The sequence below is a fragment of the Nocardia sp. MDA0666 genome (assembly GCF_003023875.1).
GTDB classification, from domain to species: Bacteria; Actinomycetota; Actinomycetes; order Mycobacteriales; family Mycobacteriaceae; genus Nocardia; species Nocardia aobensis.
This window is the reverse complement of sequence record NZ_PYHT01000026.1, coordinates 23,056-42,636: the sequence shown is the minus strand read 5'-3', so window position 1 is coordinate 42,636 and position 19,581 is coordinate 23,056. Positions and strand designations below refer to the sequence as shown.

Here is a 19,581-nt window from a genome sequence, read left to right as displayed (position 1 = left end):
ATACCGCCTGATACGTTTCTCACTGCTCCGCGGTGTATTTGAAATCCGCGGAGAAGTGGGTGAGCTGATACCACAGCAGGGCGCCGGTTTCGCGGGCGATGCCGTGGACCTGGGACTCCCGGGTGTAGACCGCCGGGCCGGTGCGGGTCGGCGCGGTCCACGCGTCCAGGCCGGCGTCGCGGGCCATGGTGCGGGTGCGCAGCGAATGCCACGGATCGCTGACCAGCACCGCCGACGACAGATCGCGGGCCCGCATCGCGGAGGCGACCGCCTCGATACTCTGCAGCGTGTCCGATCCGGTCTCCACGGCCAGCACCCGGTCGGCGGGCACGCCTCGATTCTTCAGATAGTTCTTACCGGAGGCGGCCTCGGTGTAGTTGTCGCCCACCTGTTTGCCGCCGACCGTGATAACCAGCGGCGCAACACCTTTGGTGTACAGGTGGTAGGCCTGGCCGAGCCGGGCCTCGAACACCGAGGACGGCGTGCCGTCGTATTGCGCGGCGCCCAGCACCACGATCGCGTCGGCACGGCTGTAGTCGTCGATCCGCGCCACCTGCCAGACCCGGAAGGCGGTGCCGCCGACGAGGACGATCCCGATGAGGACGGTGCCGGCGATCACCCGACGCAGCCAGCGCACGACCGCCGATCCGCGCGGACGGCGCGGCGCGACGGGCGGGCGGGTCGGTGCGGGATGGGTGAGGGCCGAGGGCATTCCCCGAGTGTGCCAGTGCTCGGTCACGCCACGATTGCGGAGCGCCGGATCGTCACGGTCGCCGGGCACCGGAACCGCTCACCAACCGCGTTGCCGCCACTGCTCGAGCTGCGGCCGCTCGGCACCCAGGGTGGTGTCGTCGCCGTGGCCCGGGTAGACGACCGTATCGTCGCCGAAGCGGTCGAACACCTTGCTGGTGACGTCGCTGTAGAGGGAATCGAAATCTTCCGGGGAGGTGGTGCGGCCGACACCACCCGGAAACAGGCAGTCGCCGGTGAACAGATGGGTGCGGCCGGAGCCGTCGGTAAGCGCCAGCGCGACGGATCCCGGGGTGTGTCCGCGCAGGTGGATGACGTCGAACCGCAGGTCGCCGATCGAGACGGTGTCACCGTCGGCGAGCAGCCGATCCGGCCGTACCGGAAGCGGTTCGGCGTCCAGGGCGTGCGCGGCGGTCGGTACGCCGGTGTCGGCGACCACGGCACTCAGGGCCTGCCAGTGGTCGAAATGCTGATGCGTGGTGACGATCAGCCGCAGCCGCCCCGGCACCTCCTGGTCCAGCAGGGCCTGGATGCGTTCGGATTCGTTGGCGGCGTCGATCAGCACCGCGTCGCCGGTGGCGGCGTCCTGCACCAGATAGACGTTGTTGTCCATACCGCCGACCGACATCTTGACGATCCGGGCGCCCGGCACGTCGCGCTGCTGCGGATTCGTGCCCGGCGCGACGTGGCCCGTATAGGGGATATCCAGCGTGATCACCCTGCCGATCGTAATCATCGGTTCCGACACGGGTCGGCCGGATCAACGCCCCTCGCGCCGTGTCGGCGGATACATTCGTGCTATGCCGCCGCACTCGCGTCCTCGACGATCACAGCCGCCGACGCTGCTCGCGTTGCTGCTGTCGATCGTGTTCGGGTTCGTGCTCGGCTGCTGCGGCCCGGCCGTCGCCGACGAACCGATGCGGCTCAACGAATACGTCACCGATTCCGCCCAGGTTCTCGACGGTCCGCAGCGCGACACCGTGCGCGCCTCGGTGGATGCGCTCTACACCGCGCATCGGGAGCGGCTGTGGGTGGTCTACGTCCGCGATTTCGGCGGCCTGGACCCGCAGACCTGGGGTCAGCGCACCGCGACCGCGTCCGGTTTCGGCGACCGTGATGTGCTGCTGTCGATCGCGACCAGCGACCGCTCCTATTCCTTCACCGGCGCGCTCCCGCCCTCGGTGAGCGACGCGGAACTGAACTCGCTGCTCACCGATCAGGTCGAGCCGAGACTGCACAACGGTCAGTGGGCCGAGGCCGCGGTGGCCGCGGCGGACGGATTGTCCACGGCCATGGGCGATTCCGGTGGTGTCGGGATCTGGCCGCTGATCGTGATCACCCTGATCGTGCTGGGTGTGATCGGTGTGGTGCTGGGTTATTCGCAGTTGCGCCGGCGGGCCCGGGGCCGCGCCGAGACCGACGCCGCCCGCGCGGTCGACCCGACCGACACCGCCGCGCTGGCTCAGCTGCGCCCGGACCTGCTCGAGTCCCGCTCGGCGCAGGTGCTGGTCGACACCGACAACGCGATCCGGGCCAGTGCCGAGGAACTGCGGCTGGCCACCGACGAATTCGGTGCCACCGCGACCGCTCCGTTCGCCGCCGCGCTCGAGTCGGCGAAACGGGCGATGGCACATGCTTTTTCGATCCGTCAGCGGCTCGACGACGACATCCCCGAAACCCCTGATCAGCGCCGCGATCTGCTGGTCGAGCTGATCGCCACCTGCGGGCGGGCCGATGCCGAACTCGACGACAAGGTGGCCGAATTCGACGCGATGCGCAATCTGCTGATCGACGCGCCACAACGGCTGGACACACTGACTCGCGATGTGGTCGATCTCACCGTGCGGCTGCCGCGCTCGGAGGAGACCCTGCGCCGACTGCTGGCCGCACAACCGGAATCGGTCACCGCGCCGGTGCGCGACAACGTGGCGATGGCACGGGAGCGAATCGGGTTCGCCGAGAACACGATCGAGCAGGGCCGCCAGGCCGCGGCCGAGCCGGTCGGTCGTCAGGGCGGGGTGGTCGCGGCGATTCGCGGCGCGGAGGCCGCGGTGACCGCCGCCCGCACCCTGCTCGACGCGGTGGACACCGCCGAAACCGATATCACCCAGGCACGGGCCGGCCTGCCGGCGGCGATCGACGAACTGGGCCGCGACCTCGAGACCGCGCAGGGCCTGACCGAACACGGCGGCCCGGAACTGGCGGCGGCGATGTCGGGCGCTCGCACCGCATGGGAAGCGGCCCGGACCACCGGGGACCGCGATCCGCTCGGCACGTTCCACCGCGCGGTCGCGGCCGATACCGCACTGGATCGCGCGGTCGCCGCGGCCGGTGAGCGCAAACTCGCCGCCGAGCAGCTGCGGCGCCGCCTGGACCAGGCCGTGATCGCCGCGCAGAGCCAGGTCCGCGCGGCCGCCGATTTCATCGACACCCGCCGCGGCGGTATCGACGCCGCGCCCCGTACTCGCCTGGCCGAAGCGCAGCGCAATCTCGGTCGGGCGCAGGAGCTTTCGGCCACCGACCCGCAGGCGGCGCTGAGCAGTGCGCAACAGGCCGCCGATCTGGCCACCCGCGCACTGCACGCCGCCGAGGCCGATGTGCGGGAGTGGCAGACCCGTCGCCCGGCTTCCGGCACGTCACAGGCCGGTGCGGTACTGGGCGGAATTCTGATCGACAGCCTGCTGCGCGGCGCGGGGAGCGGCTATCGCGGCCGTTCGATGGGCGGATCCGGATGGGGTCCGGCCTCTTTCGGCGGCTCCGACAGTTCCCGCCGGATCAGCCGCGGCGGGCGATTCTGATCTGCTCGTCTCACCGCGCCGGTGGCACGGCCTCGCCGGTGCGCGGCGCGAGCCACTGCTGCAGTTCGATCAGATTGCCCTCGGGGTCGCGCAGATAGGCGCAGCGCAGGCGTCCGTCGTATTCGACGGGCTCGCCCGAGATTTCGGCGCCGCGGGCGGTGATCGCGGCGAGATAATCGTCCAGGTCGTCGACCCGCAACGACACCATCGCCGCGTCGGCGGGCTGGACCGGCGCCACGTCGCCATCCGACGACGAGCGCGAGTCGACCCCGGACCGCAAGGTATCCCCCAGCGCCGCCGCCAGATTCGCGCGCTCGTGCAGCGCGAGCGTGCTGCCCAGCTCAGGTTTGAACGCCGCGTAGGGCGGGCGCGGGTCGTCGGTTTGCGGTGTGAGTCCGAGAACGTCGCGATAGAACGCTACGCAGCGGTCGAATTCGGACACGATCAGGCGGATCTGCGTCAGATGCACATCGGCGAATCTACGCCCGCCGCGGCGGGGGCCGCTCACAACCAGCCGAGACGTTCGGCCGCGCGGACGGCCTCGGCACGAGTGCGGGTGCCGGTCTTGCCGATCGCTGCCGAGAGATGGTTGCGGACGGTTCCCTCGGACAGATGCAGCCGCTTCGCGATGACCCCCGCCGTCGACCCGTCCGCCGCCGCGGCGAGCACCTCGCGCTCGCGTGCGGTGAGCGGAGAGGTTCCGGCGGTGAGGGTTTCGGTGGCCAGCGCCGGATCCACCACTCGCAGGCCCATGTGGACGCGCCGCACCGCATCCGCCAATTCCCGTGCGGGCGTGTCCTTCACGACGAATCCGCCGGCTCCGGCGTCGATGGCGCGACGCAGGTAGCCGGGCCGGCCGAAGGTGGTCACCATCAGAATTCGGATACGCGGGAATTCCGCATGCAGCTGCGCCGCCACCGAAATTCCGTCCATTCCGGGCATTTCCACATCGAGCAGCACCACATCCGGCGTGGTGCGCCGCACGGCGTCCAGAACCTCGTCGCCCCGGCCCACCTCGGCCACCACCTCGAGGTCTGCCTCCAGCCCGAGCAGCGCCGCCAGCGCGCCCCGCACCAGCGCCTGATCGTCGGCGAGCAACAACCGGATCACCGGCGTCGCCCCCGTCGCGGTTCACCGCTCGACATCATCACACGCACAGTTGCGACCCTAATGCGACTGGCGGGGTATCCGCCGCCCGACCGGCGAAGGCACCTTCGTCCGCCCGCCCGGGCGCACATCCGCGTGACCTTCGCCGGTCCGAGTTGCCGAATCCCCTCGCCTGCTCAACTCCGCCTGTCGGCCGTCGGGAACTCCGCGGCGATCAGCGTTCCCCCGCCGGACGGTGTCTCGACCGTCAGGTTGCCGCCCCCGGCGCGCACCCGGTCGCGCAAACCGGTCAGCCCGGAACCGAAGGTATTGCCGGACAGACCTTTTCCGTCATCGCGCACCTCGATGCGCGACTCGCTCACCCACACCCGGCAGTGGCCGGCGCCGCTGTGGCGCACCACATTCGTCACCGCCTCGCGCAGGACCCATCCGAAGATCACCGCATGGCGCGTGGGGAGCTCGGCGGGATCCGGGAGCTCCGCCTCGATACCGGCCGCGCGCAGGGCCGTCCGGGCGTTGACGAGTTCGGTCGCGAGCGACACCTCGCGCAGGCCGCCGACGGTGTCGCGCACCCCCGCCAGCGCCTCCCGGGCCAGGCGCTCCACATCGGCCAGCTCCTGCCGGGCGCGGGCGGGATCGGTGTCGAGCAGCCGTTGGGCCAGTTCGGTTTTGACGGTGATGACGGTCAGCGAGTGGCCCAGGATGTCGTGCACGTCGCGGGCCACCCGGTTGCGTTCCTCCACGATCGCCAGCTCGCCCTGCTGGCGGCGAGTCAGTTCCCGCAGCTGTCCGCGCCGCCGGCCGACTTCGCGGCCGGTCCACATCACCACCGGAATGAACGCGAAATACAACGGGGCACTGCCGTAATGCAGCGACAGGCCGATCAACAGCGCGGCTGTCCCGGCCACCACCGCACCGGATTTGGCCGGGGGCAGGACGAACACGGCGCCGGCCGCGACGTAGATGGCGGTGCCGAGGCCGGTGACGCCCAGCAGCACCGTCAAACTCGCGGCGAGGGCCGCCAGCGCGCCCACCACCAGCCATCGCGGCCATTCGTAGGACACCGGCAGCCCCGCGTGCGCGTGCTTCTCCTCCCAGTCCGGTTGCCGGAACGGACCGAAGCACGAGGCCGTCAGCACCCAGAAGACCGCGAGGCAGACGGCCGCCGCGACGGCCCGCCCGCGATGCCCGTCCTGCCATTGCGAGACGATCGGCGCGATCAGATACAGCAACCAGACCAATGCCAGCACCGCGCCGAAGAGCAGGCGTCGATGCTGGATGGCGGTCTGCGGGGCGGGTTCGTGGTCCATTCTGCGGGCGATCCGGTCCAGCGCTCCCGAAATCGGCCGATCGACCGGAGGTACCCGCATCGTCACCCTCCGTCTCCCGCCTCGGCCGGCGCCGCCGGATTTCGACGCTACCGCACCGTCCACCGGGGCGGACGGTGCGGCGCGTCGGTCAGCGAGCGGTGTCACGCCGGAACAGAACCGCGGCTCCGCGGGCGAAGACCGACGCCCAGACCACGATGTTCAGCACCGCCAGTGCGGCGGAACCGGCAGTGGTGTCGCCGAGCGGCAACCGGGCCAGCGTCGCGACGCCGTTGGTCGGGAAGACCTTCGACACCGTTTCCAACCAGCCGTGCAGCGGCATGAACAATCCACCGGCGAACGACAGCAGTGCCAGCACCGGGCCGAGGATCTGCATCACGTTCTCCGAGGGCAGCACATATCCCATGAACAGTCCGAATGCCGCGAAGACCACGGAGGTCAGCCACGCGATCAGGAAGCAGCCCACCCACGCACCGGTGGTCAGATGCGCGCCGGTCACCGCGCCGGCGACGAAAACGACGACGACCGAACACAATCCGAGCACCATCGCGCCGGCCACTTTGGTGGCGACGTAGGCGGCCGGGCTCAGCGGCGTGAGACGCAGCTGACGCACCCAACCGGCGGCACGTTCCACCGCCACCATGGCGCCGCCGCTGGTGGTAGCCAGCATCGCCCCGTAGACGGCCATCGACACCATCACGTAGGCGGTGACATTCGCCGAGCCGTAGGTCTCGTTGCGGTAGGAGTTCTGGGCGCCGAAAATCACGAAGAACACCACCGGCATCACCAGCGCGAAGATGACGGTGCGGCGGTTGCGCAGCATGCGGCGCAGTTCGAGCAGCAGGAATCCCCAGCTGAATCCGCCGGCGCTCGGACCGATGGCGCGGGGCACGGTCGATGTGGTCATCTCAGTTGTCTCCGGTCAGTGCGAGGAAGGCGTCTTCGAGATTGCGGCCGGTGATTTCGATGTCGACGGCCGGTGTCCTGGTCAGCAGATAGCGGGCGACCGCGTCGGAGTCGTTGCCGTGCACCAGCACTCGATCACCACGCTGCTCGACCCGGTCCACGCCGGCGAGGGCGAGCAGGCTCGCCGGGTCGGCGTCGGGCAGCGTCGCCGAGACCGTGCGACCGGAGGCCAGATTCTTCACCGATGCGGCACTGCCGTCGGCCACGACCCGGCCGCCCCGCACCAGCACGATGCGGTCGGCGTAGGCGTCGGCCTCGTCGAGGTAGTGGGTGGCGAAGACGACGGTGCGTCCGAGACCGGCGTCGGCGCGGATGGCGTTCCAGAAATCGCGGCGACCCTCCACGTCCATGCCGGTGGTCGGCTCGTCGAGGATCAGCAGGTCCGGATCGGGCAGCAGCGCGAGAGCGAAGCGCAGGCGCTGCTGCTGACCACCGGAGCATTTACCCACCATGCGGTCGGCGATGCCGTCGATTCCGGCGCGGACGAGCACCTCCCGGGCGGGGCGCGGATGGCGGTGCAGGGACGCGACGACCCGCACCGTTTCGCCGACGGTGAGATCCGGAAGCAGGCCGCCCGATTGCAGAACCGCCGAAACTCGGCCCGCCGCAACCGCTTCCGCCGGTGTTCCGCCCAGAATGCGGGCGGTGCCCGCGTCGGGGCGCAGCAGGCCCAGCATCATGTCGATGCTGGTGGACTTCCCGGCACCGTTGGGTCCCAGGAAGGCGACCACCTCACCCGCGGTGACGGTCAGATCGAGTCCGTCGACCGCGCGGACGGGCCCGGCGGAACTGCGGAAGGTTTTGGTCAGTCCGCGAAGCTCGATCACCGGTGCGGCGGCGACCCGTTCCGCCGAACCGGATGTCATTGCTGATGTCATGGTTCCACTGTCGCGTGGAGCCGGGCCTCGTACCTGGCCCGACCGTCACGACTGTGCCATGACAGATGTCATGGCAGCAGGACGATCTTGCCCCGGGTGTGGCCGCGCTCGAGTTCGGTGAACGCCGCGCGCACCTCGGCGAGCGGATAGGTGGCGGCGATCGGAATCCGGACGGCCCCCGCGGCGGCCAGTTCGGCCAGCTGGGCGAGCACGTCGATGGTGTCGGCGGCCGCATTTCCCTCCGCCTTGACGCCGTACTTCTCCACCGCGGCGAAATCGATGATCGTATCGATGCGTTCGGGCTTCACGCCGAGATCGAGGGCGAGTTCGACGTAGCCGTTGCCGTGCGTATCGATGAAGGCGTCGATACCGGCGGGCGCCGCCTCCCGGAGGCGCTCGGCGAGACCGTCACCGTACTCCACCGCGACCGCCCCCAGCTCGCGCAGATAGTCCTGGTTGTCCGGCCCCGCGATGCCGATCACCGTCACCTCCCGGGCCCGAAGCAGTTGCACCACAATGGATCCCACGCCACCGGCCGCGCCGGACACCGCGATGGTGTCACCGGCCTCCGGGCTCACGGCCCGCACGGCGGCGAAGGCGGTGGTGCCCGCGACGTACAGCGATCCGGCGACCTCCCAGGACAGGCCCACCGGCTTGGGGGTGACCTGCTGGGCCGGCACCACCACCCGGGTGGCGTGGCTGGAGCGCTTATCGCTGAATCCGAGCACCTCGTCGCCGACGGCGATCCCGCTCACCCCCTCGCCCAGGGCGACGATGCGCCCGGCGAAATCGGTGCCCTCGCCCTCGGGGAAGGTGGCGGGCCAGCGCTCGTGCAGCGAGCCGTTGCGGATCTTGGCCTCACCCGGGTTGATCCCCGCGGCCACCACCTCGACCGCGACCTGTCCGGGCCCGGGCTGCGGATCCGGTATCTCGCGAACCTCGAGCACATCGATATCGCCGTAACGATCGAACTTGACCGCCTGCGCCATGATCAGGACCTTTCGTCGCACCTGTGGGCCGGGCCCGGCAGCACCCCAGGGGCGCGCCGGATCTCTCGGATTGCTCAGTGCTCGGAACGACCCGGACCACGGCGATATTTCCGCCGATCCCACTTCTGCGTGCGATTCGCCCCGATAACGCCCGGGTCTTCGGTTATGTCCGAATCCGGATGCGAGAGACCCGTCCGCGCCGCGGTGAACTCAGGCGCCCAGAAGGCGCTGCGCCAGGTAGCCCTCCACCTGGTCGAGCGCGATCCGCTCCTGCGCCATCGAGTCCCGCTCGCGCACGGTGACGGCCTGGTCCTCGAGGGTGTCGAAGTCGACCGTGATGCAGAACGGGGTGCCGATCTCGTCCTGGCGGCGGTAGCGGCGGCCGATCGCGCCGGCGTCGTCGAAGTCGACATTCCAGTTCCTGCGCAGTTGCGCGGCAAGGTCTTTCGCCTTCGGCGACAGATCGGCGTTGCGCGACAACGGAAGTACGGCGGCCTTCACCGGCGCGAGGCGGCGGTCCAGGCGCAGTACGGTCCGCTTCTCCATGACGCCCTTGGCGTTCGGCGCCTCGTCCTCGGTGTAGGCGTCGATCAGGAAGGCCATCAGCGAGCGGGTCAGGCCGGCCGCGGGCTCGATCACGTACGGCGTGTAGCGCTCGTTGGTGTTCTGGTCGAAGAAGCTCAGATCGGTGCCGGAATGCTTGGAGTGGGTCGACAGGTCGAAATCGGTGCGGTTGGCGACACCCTCGAGCTCACCCCATTCGCTGCCCTGGAAGTGGAAGCGGTACTCGATATCGACCGTACGGGTCGAATAGTGCGAGAGCTTCTCCTTCGGGTGCTCGTAGAGCCGCAAATTCTCCGGGTCGATGCCGAGGTCGGTGTACCAGGCCAGGCGGGTGTCGATCCAGTACTGGTGCCACCGCTCGTCCTCACCCGGCTTGACGAAGAATTCCATCTCCATCTGCTCGAATTCGCGGGTGCGGAAGATGAAGTTGCCGGGGGTGATCTCGTTGCGGAAGCTCTTGCCGATCTGCGCGATTCCGAACGGCGGCTTCTTGCGCGCGGTCGTCATCACGTTCGCGAAGTTCACGAAGATGCCCTGCGCGGTCTCCGGACGCAGATAGTGCAGGCCCTCCTCGGACTCGATCGGCCCGAGGTAGGTCTTGAGCATCATGTTGAAATCGCGCGGTTCGGTCCACTTACCGACGGTGCCGCAATCCGGGCAGCCGATCAGCTCCATGGACACGCTGTCCGGATCGTCGATCTTGTGCTTCTCGGCGTACGCCTCCTGCAGGTGGTCCTGCCGGTGCCGCTTGTGGCAGTTCAGGCATTCGACCAGCGGGTCGTTGAAGACGCTGACGTGCCCCGAGGCCACCCACACCGGCCGCGGCAGGATGATCGCGGAATCCAGGCCGACCACATCGTCGCGGCTGGTGACCATGGCCCGCCACCACTGCTTCTTGATGTTCTCCTTGAGCTCCACACCCAGCGGACCGTAATCCCACGCCGACCGGGTCCCTCCGTAGATCTCGCCGCTGGGGTATACCAGACCCCGGCGCTTGGCGAGATTCGCGACGGTGTCGATCTTCGACTTGGGTGCCACGGCTGGAGCTCTCCCTCTGGATGATGGGTTCGATCGATTCGCCCCAGCCTAGCGACACGTCGAGGCACACCGCGAAGCAGTATCGCGACCGGGCGACTGATATCGGGAGCACATGGGTAACTCGGCGGGGACGCCCAGAACCGGCCCACCACACACCGCCGGCCCGACACGAAAATCTTGGAGCAGTCACGACACGCAAAAGACGCGGAGAGGCGGGCCGACGGCACAGCCTCCTTGACATGCGCACGTGTGCATATCAATAATGGCATCGGTTTCCAATAAGGAGTTGGTTCGATGACCGCCGACAGCGGTGTCCCCGCGCGTCGAAGCCGCGTCGCCGTCGAGGCGCCCACGCCGATCCCGCACGACCCGTATCCCTATCGCGCCCCGACCCCCCCCGCGGTCCCCGCCCGCACCACGCTCGACAACGCTGGCGAACTGCTGCGCGCGCTGGCCGCGCCGGTGCGGATCGCGATCGTGCTGCAGCTGCGCGAATCGCCGCGCTGCGTGCACGAATTGGTCGATACGCTCGGCGTCACCCAGCCCCTGGTCAGCCAGCATCTGCGCATTCTGAAGTCCGCGGGCGTGGTGCGCGGTGAACGCACCGGCCGTGAGGTGATCTACGAATTGGTCGACGACCATCTGGCACGCATCGTCGTCGACGCCGTCGCACACGCCGAGGAAGGATGACCGTGCCGGAGAAGACGGACACCGCCGAGAAGACCGTCGGAATTCGCAGCACCCGCCAGCGCAGCGCGATCACCGCACTGCTGGGCGATATAGAGGAATTCCGTTCGGCCCAGGAACTGCACGACGAACTACGCCGCCGCGGTGAGGGCATCGGCCTGACCACCGTCTACCGCACCCTGCAGTCCCTCGCCGACGCCGGCAAGGTCGACGTCCTGCGCACGGACACAGGCGAATCCGTGTACCGGCAGTGCTCCAAGGGCCACCATCACCACCTGGTCTGCCGCCAGTGCGGGCGCACCGTCGAGGTGGAGGGCCCCACCGTCGAGGCCTGGGCCGCGGCGATCGCCGGCGAGCACGGATTCACCGACATCAGCCACACCATGGAAGTGTTCGGCACCTGCCGCGACTGCGCCCACATCGCCGGCTGAGTCGATCAGCCGCACACCGGGCCGGTCAGGGCACCAGGCCTTGGCGGGCGCGGCCCGCGCCGGACAGGACGAGCAGCAGCATCGTCGCCAGGGCGTCGTCGTCGAGGCCGGCTGCCGGGAAGGTGTAGCGCAGCAGGACGTCGGCGAGCTTCTCGTGGGCGATGATCGTCAGCGAGCCGAACTGCAGGGCGTTGTTGCGATCGGCGACTCGCTTGTGCAGTTGCGGCTTCAAGGGGCGATCCCAGGCGAGCACGCAGGTCAGCGTGAGGACGTCCAGGCCCGGCGCCAGCGTGACGCCGCGCAGCGAGCACAGCGCGCCCTCGTATTCGAAGCCGAGGGCGTCACCTTCCTCCTCCCGCACGGTCACATCGCATCGACGCAGGCAGGCGGCGGCTTGGGCCTGCAGTTCCCGGGCGACGGTCAGATCGTTGCTCACTTCACGCCACCGAACCGGCGATCGCGCTTGGCGTACTCCACACAGGCCTCCCACAGGTCGCGACGGTCGAAATCAGGGAACAGGGTGTGCTGGAAGACGAACTCCGCATAGGCGGACTGCCAGATCAGGAAGTTCGAACTGCGCAGCTCACCGGAGGGGCGCAGGAACAGATCCACATCCGGCATATCCGGCTCGTCGAGATACTTCGCGAAGGTCGATTCGGTGACTTTCTCCGGATCCAGCTGTCCGGCCGCCACCTTCCGCGCGATTTCCCGTGCCGCGTCGGCGATTTCGGCGCGGCCTCCGTAGTTGACGCACATCGTCAGCGTCATCACGGTGTTGTCCTTGGTGAGCTCCTCGGCGATCTCCAATTCCTTGATCACGCTGCGCCACAGGCGCGGTCGCCGGCCCGCCCAGCGCACCCGCACGCCCATCTCGTGCATCTCGTCGCGGCGGCGGCGGATCACGTCGCGGTTGAAGCCCATCAGGAATTTGACCTCGTCGGGGCTGCGCCGCCAGTTCTCGGTCGAAAAGGCATAGGCGGAAAGCCATTTCACGCCGATCTCGATACACCCCTCGACGGTGTCCATCAGCACCGCCTCGCCACGCTCGTGCCCGGCGGTGCGCGGCAGCCCCCGATCCTGGGCCCACCGGCCGTTGCCGTCCATCACCAGCGCCACATGCCTGGGCACGAACTCCGGCGGCAGCGCGGGCGGGGTGGCGCCCGACGGGTGCGGTGACGGCGGACGAATCGTGCGGGTGGTCTGGGAGCGGTTACCGATCACGCCACCTATCCTGCATCACCGCGCGCCGCCCGTGACCGGTGCCGTGGGATTTCCGCGCCGACCTGCGCCTCCGCATCCGCTCAGGGCTTGACGCCGACCGCGGCCCAGATGCCGAACGCCTCGTCGGCCCACGCGAGCCGCTCCTCCGGAATGTAGAACTCCGGATTCGGGTGCCAGCGGTGCATCGGGACCACGCCGGGCTCGACGAGCTCCAGCCCGTCGAAGAAGCGGGCGACCTCGGCCTTGTTGCGCAGGGCGACCTTCATCCCGGCCTGGGCGTAGACCGCCGCCACCTTCGCGAGTCGTTCCGGATTCACATCGCTGGAGGCGTGGGTGATGCTGAAGTACGACCCGGGCGCGAACGCGTCCAGATAGGTGCGCACGATGTCGTAGGCGCCCTCTTCGTCGGTGACGAAATGCATGATCGCGGCCAGGTTGAGCGCCACCGGCCGGGACAGATCGATCACCGCTCGGAACTGCTCCGAGCCGAGGATCACGTCCGGATCGCGCACATCCGCGGGAATGTATTCGGTACGCCCCTCCTCCGAGCCGATCATCAGCGCGCGGGCATGCGCCAGCACCAGGGGGTCGTGGTCGACGTACACCACGCGGCAACGCGGATCGACGGCCTGCACGGCGTTGTGCAGATTCGGTTCGGTCGGAATTCCGGTGCCGATGTCGAGAAACTGCCGCACACCATTGCGCGCCGCGAAACGTGCTGCCCGATGGACGAATTCGCGATTGGCCCGCGCGGCCTGCGCGGTCTCCGGAAACGCCTCCATCACCTTCGACGCGGCCTCGCGATCGGCCGGATAGTTGTCCTTGCCGCCGAGGTAGTAGTCGTACATCCGCGCCGAATGCGCCTTCTCCGTATCGAACTCGACAAGCTCGTGAGACATCGAAGCTTTCTCCGTAGGGTTGGTGGGACCTTCGAGTGAAATTACCCCGTCCGAGCCGCACGCAGGGCCCGCATTCCCGGAAACCTCTTGACCTGGAGTGCGCTCCAGGGCATAGCGTGCTCAACGGGAAGTCAGTCACTGACGAGGGAGAACTCCATGGAGCTCGGATTTCACATTCCTATCTTCGATATCGACGGCGGCACCCCCGCGATCGCGGGAGAGCTGGCGCGCGTGGGGCAGGCCGCGGAGGCGGCGGGTGCCACCTGGCTGTCGTTCATGGATCACTATTTCCAGATCGAACCGACCGGGCTACCGGCCGAGGCGAATATGCTGGAGGGATACACCACGCTGGGATACCTTGCGGCACATACCACCTCGATCGATCTCGGGCTGCTGGTCACCGGCGTGACCTATCGGCATCCTGGTCTGCTCGCCAAGATCGTCACCACTCTGGACGTGCTGTCGGGCGGACGGGCCACGCTGGGGATCGGGGCCGCGTGGTTCGAGCGGGAGCATCGCGGGCTCGGGGTCGAGTTCCCGCCGCTGGCCGAGCGGTTCGAGCGGCTGGAGGAGACGCTGCGGATCTGCGCGCAGATGTGGGATCCGCAGAACAACGGGCCGTTCGAGGGCAAGTACTACCAGCTGGCCGAGACGCTGTGCTCACCGCAGCCGATCCATCGCCCGAACGTCCTGATCGGCGGCGGCGGCGAGAAGAAGACGCTGCGGCTGGTCGCACAGTACGGCGACGCCTGCAATCTGTTCGGCACGTCGCCGGAGGACGTCGCCCACAAACTGGACGTGCTGCGCCGCCACTGCGACGACGTCGGTCGCGATTTCGACACCATCCGCACCACGATCATGGCCAACAATCCGCGCCCGAATCCGGACGTTCGCGACGAATTCGTCCGCAGCATGGCCGATTACGCGAAACTGGGCATCGACGCGGTGCTGATCACCCCGACCACGGGCTCACCCGCCGCGTGGATCGAGGCCATGGCGCCGGCAGTCCCGCAGCTGGCCGACCTCGGGTAGGCGGCGCCGGTCTATCCCACCCGCGACGCCGGCGGCTCCGCCGCCTCGTGCGGACGAGAGCGCTCGATCAACGGCAACGTCCGCAACTGCCGTTCCAGATGCCATTGCAGATGGGCGGCGGTGAGCCCGCTGGCCTGGCGGCGGACGGACTCGGCAACCACGTCGAGTCCGGTCCAGTCTCCGCGATTGAGCGCACTCATCAATTCCAGGACCCCGACCGCGGGCGTGGCCGAGCCGGGCGGACGGCAGTGCACGCAGACCGCTCCCCCGGCGGCCACGTGGAAGGCGCGGTGCGGGCCGGGGGTGGCACACCGGGCACATTCGTCGAGAGCGGGCGCCCAGCCCGCGAAACCCATGGCGCGCAACAGGAATGCGTCGAGGATCAGTTCGTGCGGGCGCCGGCCGGCGGCGATCGCGCGCAAGGCGCCGGCGGTCAGGGTGTGCAGGCGGGGCGCGGGGGCGCGCTCCTCACCGGCGAGACGTTCGGCGGTCTCCAGCACCGCGCACGCGGTGGTGTAGCGACCGTAGTCGGCGACGATATCGGCGGCGAACGCCTCCACGGTGGACACCTGCGTCACGGTGTCGAGGTTGCGTCCGGGATACAGCTGCACGTCGATATAGGCGAACGGTTCCAGCCGCGCGCCGAATTTCGACCGGGTGCGGCGCACCCCCTTCGCCACCGCCCGCACCAGCCCGTGCTGACGGGTGAGCAGCGTGACGATGCGATCGGCCTCCCCCAGCTTGTGCTGGCGCAGCACAATCGCCTGGTCCCGATACAACAACACGTTCACAGTCTCCCACGCCACCCCGACGCGCCCGCGCCCCCACGCCACTCGACACCGATCGGAAGACACGCACCCGACCCGGCCACCGAGTCGCCGAGCATCCGCCCCCTCGGGTGCGCCGGGCCTTCGTGGCCTCTACACGCTGCGCGGCAGTCCCTCCGCATACAGCTGCGCGATGCGGGGTGCGTGAATTGTGCGCAGCATCAACGTGGTCCAGCCGGTGCGGATCGGGTCGATCGCGCCGCGGTCGGCCTCGACGAGCATGCGCTCGGGCCCCTGCAGTTCCATGGTGACGGCGGGATGACCCAGCCAGACGTCGACCAACGCCTCCTGATTACCCCAGATGACAAGGCGTTTTCTGCTCATCCCGATGGTTCCGCCGACGATGTTCTCCCAACTGGAGGAACCGTAGTGCAGTGGCGTCCGATAATTGCGTCTGGCCAGCGATCCACTCACCGGGCCGAATACGACGATCCCTTCCGATTCCAGATCCGAACGCACTTGTGGCGGCAGCTCTTTCGAGCCGAACGCCCGGGACATCCACTTCACGCCAGGATCGTAGGCCCGTCTCACAATGTGCGTGCGCACACAGTTCGCCCGCTCCTGCGGAAATACCGGAATCGCACATCACAATTCGACTACGGCCCACCTGCGAATCCGATATGGGCGGTTGGCCGGACGCGCGCTGGGTTTCGCGCGCGCCCCGAGACGGACATCACAGAAGACGACGGCATCGACGCGAGACCTGAGGCCGAACCCCGTAACCGCACCGGTTCGAGGCCGATCCCCGGGGGAGCCTCGATCAGAAGCCCAGCTTGCGCAGCTGCTTGGGATCGCGCTGCCAGTCCTTGGCGACCTTCACGTGCAGATGCAGATAGATGCGGGTGCCCAGGATGTGCTCGATCTGCTTGCGCGCCGCGGTGCCGACCTCTTTGAGCCGCGCGCCGCGTTTGCCGATGATGATCGCCTTCTGACTCGGCCGCTCCACGTACAGCAGGGCATGCACGTCGAGCATGTCCTCGTGTTCCTCGCGCGGCATGATCTCCTCGATCACCACCGCCAGCGAATGCGGCAGCTCATCGCGCACACCCTCCAGCGCCGCCTCGCGGATGAGCTCGGCCATGAGGGTTTCCTCGGGCTCGTCGGTCAGCTCACCGTCGGGGTAGAACGCCGGGCCCTCCGGCATCTTGGACGCGATCACATCGACGAGCAGTTCGACCTGTTCACCCTTGGCCGCGGAGACCGGAACCACCTCGGCCTCGGGGCCCAGCAGTTGCGAGACCGCGAGCAGTTGCTCGGCGACCTGCGGCTTGTCCACCTTGTCGATCTTGGTGACCACGCCGAGCAGAGTCGTCTTCGGCGCCATCTGCCGGACCTGCTGCACGATCCAGCGGTCACCCGGTCCGATCTTCTCGTCGGCCGGAATGCACAGCGCGATCACGTCGACCTCGGAGTAGGTGTCGCGCACCAGATCGTTGAGGCGCTGCCCCAGCAACGTGCGCGGCCGGTGCAGTCCCGGAGTGTCGACCAGGATCAGCTGAGCGTGGTCGCGATGCACGATGCCGCGGATGGTGTGGCGCGTGGTCTGCGGGCGCGAGGACGTGATCGCGATCTTCTGGCCGACCATGGCGTTGGTCAGCGTGGATTTGCCGGTATTGGGCCGGCCGACGAAACAGACGAAGCCGGAACGGAATTCGCCCTCGCCGGGCTGCTCGACGCTCATCGTGCCGTCTCGGTTCCGGCGTCGACGGTGCGGTAGGTCGCACCCTTGCGATCGGTGACGATGACCACGGCCGAGGCGCTCACCTCGCGCACCGCGGCCACACCCGGATCGGCATCCTGCCCGCCGACCAGCACCGCCGCCTCGAACCCCTCCGCACCGCTGGAGATCGCGGCCGCGACCGCCGCCTGCAGCGCCGACAGCGACAACGCGTTCAGGTCCACCGCGCCGGCGGCGTAGGTACGGCCGTCGGTATCGCGGATCGCCGCGCCCGCCACCCCGCCGGTGCGTCCCATCGCACCGCGGGCCAGCACCAGCAGTTTGCCGTCCTCGGCGCTCAATTCGCCGGTGTTCGATTCGGCGGTTTCACCCTCGGTCATCGCCATCTCCGTTCTCGTATCTCGACGTCTCTTCCCGCCCCTGACGGTCGCCGCGCACCGCATCCGCGAGCGCGCCCGACAGTTCGCCCGACTCCCCCGCCCGGCGCGCGACGACGGTGTGCACGCGCACCCGCCCCCTGGTATCGGCGCCGCCCTCGCCCTGCAGCAGCAGCCCGTGCGCGACGACCTCCGATCCCGGCAGCGGCACCCGGCCCAGTGTGTGGGCCAGCATGCCGCCGACGGTGTCGACGTCCTCCTCCTCGATCTCCAGGCCGAACAGCTCGCCCAGATCCTCGACCGGCAGCCGGGTGGAGACGCGGTAGACGCCCTCGCCCAGTTCCTCCACCGGCGCGATCTCGTCGGTGTCGTATTCGTCGGCGATCTCGCCGACGATCTCCTCGAGGACGTCCTCGATGGTGACCAGCCCGGCGATCCCGCCGTATTCGTCCACCAGCAGCGCCATGTGATTGCGGCGACGCTGCATCTCGTCGAGCAGAGCGTCGAGCGGTTTCGAGTCGGGCACGAACACGGCCGGCCGCATCACCGCCCGCACCTGCACACTGCGGCCCCGATCCGCATACGGCACAAGATCTTTCAGATAGACCACGCCGAGGATGTCATCGACGTTCTCGCCGACCACGGGAATGCGCGAATGCCCGGACCGCACGGCCAGCGACATCGCCTGCGCCACCGTCTTGTCCGCCTCGATCCACACCATCTCGGTGCGCGGCACCATCACCGCGCGCGCCGCGGTGTCGCCGAGTTCGAACACCGACTGGATCATGCGGCGTTCCTCGGAGTCGACCACACCGCTCTGCTGCGCCATATCGACGATCTCGCGCAGTTCCACTTCGGAAGCGAAGGGGCCGTTGCGAAATCCGCGCCCCGGAGTGATGGCGTTACCGATCATGATCAGCAACCGGCTCACCGGGCCGAGCAGCGCCCCGATCGCCTGCACCGGCAGCGCGGCCGCCAGCGAGATCGAATACGCGTGCTGGCGGCCCAGCGTGCGCGGGCCGACACCGATGACGACATAGTCGATCACGACCATGATCACCGCGGTCACGGCCAGCGCCCACCCCCAGCTGAGCACCTCGCCGAGTGCGGCCACCAGCAGGACCGTCGCCGCGATCTCACAGGTCAGCCGCAGCAACACCATGAGGTTCACATAGCGCGGCCGGTCGATCGTGATCCGGGCCAGTCGGCGGGCGCCCGGCCGGTCGGCGCGGACCAGATCCTCCACCCGCGCCGCCGAAACCGTCATCAACGCGGAATCGATCGCCGCGAAGACACCGCCGACGGGCACCAGCAGAATCGCCAGCAGCAGCGGGATCAGCGCATTCACGCTCTGCCCTCGGCCGCCCGAGCTCGGGCCCGGGTGGTGACGCTCATGCGGGATCCAGGGGATCGCCGGGGGCGGTGAATCCGGTCTTGCCCAGCAGGCGGCGGTCACGCTCGGCCAGTTCGGCACGGCGGGCGGCCTCGCGCAGGCTTTCGTACCATTCGGCGAGCAGACGGTTCTGCAGGCCGAACATCACCTTCTCCTCTTCCGGCTCGGCGTGGTCGTAGCCGAGCAGATGCAGCACTCCGTGGACGGTCAGCAGCGCCAGCTCGTGGTCGAGGGAATGGCCGGCCTTACCGGCTTGAGCGGCGGCGAATTCCGGGCAGAGCACGATGTCGCCGAGCATCGAGGGGCCCGGTTCGGCGCCGTCGGGGCGGCCACCGGGTTCGAGTTCGTCCATCGGGAACGACATCACATCGGTGGGACCCGGCAGATCCATCCACCGCATGTGCAGGTCGGCCATGGTATCGAGATCGACGAGCACCATCGACAATTCGGCCGCCGGATGCACGTCCATCCGTTCGATCGCGAACCGCGCGACGCTGACCAGATCCGGTTCCGATACGTCGATGCCCGACTCGTTGGCGATCTCGATACTCACCCTGCCAGCCTAATGGGGGCCGTGCGAGGGCTCACCACCACATCAGCGGCGAGCCGCTCCGGCTA

Annotated in this window: 22 protein-coding genes; 4 read left to right on the top strand and 18 right to left on the bottom strand. The window is 68.7% G+C overall.

The window, feature by feature from the left end:
- Positions 1 to 19 precede the first annotated feature (19 nt).
- The gene (locus tag C8258_RS27140; protein ID WP_106957619.1) at positions 20 to 712 is read right to left on the bottom strand and encodes a YdcF family protein; all 693 of its coding nucleotides are present in this window, start codon (positions 710 to 712) and stop codon (positions 20 to 22) included.
- A gap of 78 nt (positions 713 to 790) precedes the next feature.
- A complete protein-coding gene (locus C8258_RS27135; RefSeq protein ID WP_106957618.1) occupies positions 791 to 1,486 on the bottom strand; it encodes an MBL fold metallo-hydrolase in 696 nt (231 codons plus the stop codon).
- 64 nt (positions 1,487 to 1,550) lie between these two features.
- On the opposite strand from C8258_RS27135, the gene C8258_RS27130 reads away from it, so the two are divergent.
- Positions 1,551 to 3,548 carry a TPM domain-containing protein gene (locus tag C8258_RS27130; protein WP_106957579.1) on the top strand — a complete coding sequence of 666 codons (1,998 nt, stop codon included), beginning with the start codon at positions 1,551 to 1,553 and terminating at the stop codon, positions 3,546 to 3,548.
- Between the two features lie 10 nt (positions 3,549 to 3,558).
- On the opposite strand, the gene C8258_RS27125 is transcribed toward C8258_RS27130, so the two are convergent.
- From C8258_RS27125 to C8258_RS27095, 7 genes are all read right to left on the bottom strand, one after another.
- A complete protein-coding gene (locus tag C8258_RS27125; protein ID WP_106957578.1) occupies positions 3,559 to 4,017 on the bottom strand; it encodes a VOC family protein in 459 nt (152 codons plus the stop codon).
- A 35-nt stretch (positions 4,018 to 4,052) separates the two neighbouring features.
- Complete coding sequence (locus C8258_RS27120; RefSeq protein WP_036499723.1) at positions 4,053 to 4,658, bottom strand: response regulator transcription factor; 606 nt, start codon at positions 4,656 to 4,658, stop codon at positions 4,053 to 4,055.
- A gap of 173 nt (positions 4,659 to 4,831) precedes the next feature.
- The gene (locus tag C8258_RS27115; RefSeq protein ID WP_146161347.1) at positions 4,832 to 6,025 is read right to left on the bottom strand and encodes a sensor histidine kinase; all 1,194 of its coding nucleotides are present in this window, start codon (positions 6,023 to 6,025) and stop codon (positions 4,832 to 4,834) included.
- Positions 6,026 to 6,113: 88 nt separating this feature from the next.
- Positions 6,114 to 6,890: an ABC transporter permease gene (locus tag C8258_RS27110; RefSeq protein ID WP_106957576.1), complete on the bottom strand. Its 777-nt coding sequence runs from the start codon at positions 6,888 to 6,890 to the stop codon at positions 6,114 to 6,116.
- A 1-nt stretch (position 6,891) separates the two neighbouring features.
- Complete coding sequence (locus C8258_RS27105; protein ID WP_036499718.1) at positions 6,892 to 7,827, bottom strand: ABC transporter ATP-binding protein; 936 nt, start codon at positions 7,825 to 7,827, stop codon at positions 6,892 to 6,894.
- A gap of 68 nt (positions 7,828 to 7,895) precedes the next feature.
- The gene (locus C8258_RS27100; protein ID WP_036499768.1) at positions 7,896 to 8,816 is read right to left on the bottom strand and encodes an NADP-dependent oxidoreductase; all 921 of its coding nucleotides are present in this window, start codon (positions 8,814 to 8,816) and stop codon (positions 7,896 to 7,898) included.
- 210 nt (positions 8,817 to 9,026) lie between these two features.
- Positions 9,027 to 10,418, bottom strand: coding sequence for a glycine--tRNA ligase (locus C8258_RS27095; protein ID WP_063008048.1), 1,392 nt, complete (start codon positions 10,416 to 10,418; stop codon positions 9,027 to 9,029).
- Between the two features lie 294 nt (positions 10,419 to 10,712).
- Between C8258_RS27095 and C8258_RS27090 the strand changes: the two genes are divergently transcribed.
- The gene (locus C8258_RS27090) at positions 10,713 to 11,108 is read left to right on the top strand and encodes a helix-turn-helix transcriptional regulator (protein WP_233225366.1); all 396 of its coding nucleotides are present in this window, start codon (positions 10,713 to 10,715) and stop codon (positions 11,106 to 11,108) included.
- The gene (locus C8258_RS27085; RefSeq protein WP_106957575.1) at positions 11,105 to 11,536 is read left to right on the top strand and encodes a Fur family transcriptional regulator; all 432 of its coding nucleotides are present in this window, start codon (positions 11,105 to 11,107) and stop codon (positions 11,534 to 11,536) included. Before C8258_RS27090 ends, C8258_RS27085 begins: the two co-directional genes overlap by 4 nt.
- Positions 11,537 to 11,561: 25 nt before the next feature.
- Here C8258_RS27085 and C8258_RS27080 read toward each other — a convergent pair whose 3' ends face one another.
- The 3 genes from C8258_RS27080 to C8258_RS27070 form a co-directional block, all read right to left on the bottom strand.
- Positions 11,562 to 11,960 (bottom strand): hypothetical protein, encoded by a 399-nt coding sequence (locus tag C8258_RS27080; protein ID WP_369974820.1) that lies wholly within the window; start codon positions 11,958 to 11,960, stop codon positions 11,562 to 11,564.
- An 8-nt stretch (positions 11,961 to 11,968) separates the two neighbouring features.
- A complete protein-coding gene (locus C8258_RS27075) occupies positions 11,969 to 12,757 on the bottom strand; it encodes an isoprenyl transferase (protein WP_036499713.1) in 789 nt (262 codons plus the stop codon).
- A gap of 80 nt (positions 12,758 to 12,837) precedes the next feature.
- Complete coding sequence (locus tag C8258_RS27070) at positions 12,838 to 13,656, bottom strand: SAM-dependent methyltransferase (RefSeq protein WP_106957573.1); 819 nt, start codon at positions 13,654 to 13,656, stop codon at positions 12,838 to 12,840.
- A gap of 156 nt (positions 13,657 to 13,812) precedes the next feature.
- Between C8258_RS27070 and C8258_RS27065 the strand changes: the two genes are divergently transcribed.
- Positions 13,813 to 14,688: an LLM class F420-dependent oxidoreductase gene (locus C8258_RS27065; protein ID WP_106957572.1), complete on the top strand. Its 876-nt coding sequence runs from the start codon at positions 13,813 to 13,815 to the stop codon at positions 14,686 to 14,688.
- A gap of 11 nt (positions 14,689 to 14,699) precedes the next feature.
- Here the strand turns inward: C8258_RS27065 and recO are convergent, their stop codons facing one another.
- From recO to ybeY, 6 genes are all read right to left on the bottom strand, one after another.
- Positions 14,700 to 15,473, bottom strand: a complete 774-nt coding sequence (gene recO / locus C8258_RS27060; RefSeq protein WP_106957616.1) for a DNA repair protein RecO — start codon at positions 15,471 to 15,473, stop codon at positions 14,700 to 14,702.
- 135 nt (positions 15,474 to 15,608) lie between these two features.
- Positions 15,609 to 16,022 (bottom strand): hypothetical protein, encoded by a 414-nt coding sequence (locus C8258_RS27055; protein ID WP_143859879.1) that lies wholly within the window; start codon positions 16,020 to 16,022, stop codon positions 15,609 to 15,611.
- Between the two features lie 253 nt (positions 16,023 to 16,275).
- On the bottom strand, positions 16,276 to 17,196 hold the full coding sequence (era, locus tag C8258_RS27050; RefSeq protein WP_036499702.1) for a GTPase Era: 921 nt from the start codon (positions 17,194 to 17,196) through the stop codon (positions 16,276 to 16,278).
- Positions 17,193 to 17,579, bottom strand: a complete 387-nt coding sequence (locus C8258_RS27045) for a cytidine deaminase (protein ID WP_106957571.1) — start codon at positions 17,577 to 17,579, stop codon at positions 17,193 to 17,195. Before C8258_RS27045 ends, era begins: the two co-directional genes overlap by 4 nt.
- Complete coding sequence (locus C8258_RS27040) at positions 17,560 to 18,918, bottom strand: hemolysin family protein (RefSeq protein WP_106957570.1); 1,359 nt, start codon at positions 18,916 to 18,918, stop codon at positions 17,560 to 17,562. Before C8258_RS27040 ends, C8258_RS27045 begins: the two co-directional genes overlap by 20 nt.
- A 43-nt stretch (positions 18,919 to 18,961) precedes the next feature.
- The gene (gene ybeY / locus C8258_RS27035; RefSeq protein WP_030512859.1) at positions 18,962 to 19,516 is read right to left on the bottom strand and encodes an rRNA maturation RNase YbeY; all 555 of its coding nucleotides are present in this window, start codon (positions 19,514 to 19,516) and stop codon (positions 18,962 to 18,964) included.
- Positions 19,517 to 19,581: the final 65 nt, after the last annotated feature.

What these genes read in the sequence shown, in the direction of transcription:
- C8258_RS27140 (WP_106957619.1), bottom strand. Translation starts at nt 712, where the DNA reads ATGCCCTCGGCCCTCACCCATCCCGCACCGACCCGCCCGCCCGTCGCG.
- C8258_RS27135 (WP_106957618.1), bottom strand. Translation starts at nt 1,486, where the DNA reads ATGATTACGATCGGCAGGGTGATCACGCTGGATATCCCCTATACGGGC.
- C8258_RS27130 (WP_106957579.1), top strand. Translation starts at nt 1,551, where the DNA reads ATGCCGCCGCACTCGCGTCCTCGACGATCACAGCCGCCGACGCTGCTC.
- C8258_RS27115 (WP_146161347.1), bottom strand. Translation starts at nt 6,025, where the DNA reads ATGCGGGTACCTCCGGTCGATCGGCCGATTTCGGGAGCGCTGGACCGG.
- C8258_RS27110 (WP_106957576.1), bottom strand. Translation starts at nt 6,890, where the DNA reads ATGACCACATCGACCGTGCCCCGCGCCATCGGTCCGAGCGCCGGCGGA.
- C8258_RS27105 (WP_036499718.1), bottom strand. Translation starts at nt 7,827, where the DNA reads ATGACATCAGCAATGACATCCGGTTCGGCGGAACGGGTCGCCGCCGCA.
- C8258_RS27100 (WP_036499768.1), bottom strand. Translation starts at nt 8,816, where the DNA reads ATGGCGCAGGCGGTCAAGTTCGATCGTTACGGCGATATCGATGTGCTC.
- C8258_RS27090 (WP_233225366.1), top strand. Translation starts at nt 10,713, where the DNA reads ATGACCGCCGACAGCGGTGTCCCCGCGCGTCGAAGCCGCGTCGCCGTC.
- C8258_RS27085 (WP_106957575.1), top strand. Translation starts at nt 11,105, where the DNA reads ATGACCGTGCCGGAGAAGACGGACACCGCCGAGAAGACCGTCGGAATT.
- C8258_RS27070 (WP_106957573.1), bottom strand. Translation starts at nt 13,656, where the DNA reads ATGTCTCACGAGCTTGTCGAGTTCGATACGGAGAAGGCGCATTCGGCG.
- C8258_RS27065 (WP_106957572.1), top strand. Translation starts at nt 13,813, where the DNA reads ATGGAGCTCGGATTTCACATTCCTATCTTCGATATCGACGGCGGCACC.
- era (WP_036499702.1), bottom strand. Translation starts at nt 17,196, where the DNA reads ATGAGCGTCGAGCAGCCCGGCGAGGGCGAATTCCGTTCCGGCTTCGTC.
- C8258_RS27045 (WP_106957571.1), bottom strand. Translation starts at nt 17,579, where the DNA reads ATGGCGATGACCGAGGGTGAAACCGCCGAATCGAACACCGGCGAATTG.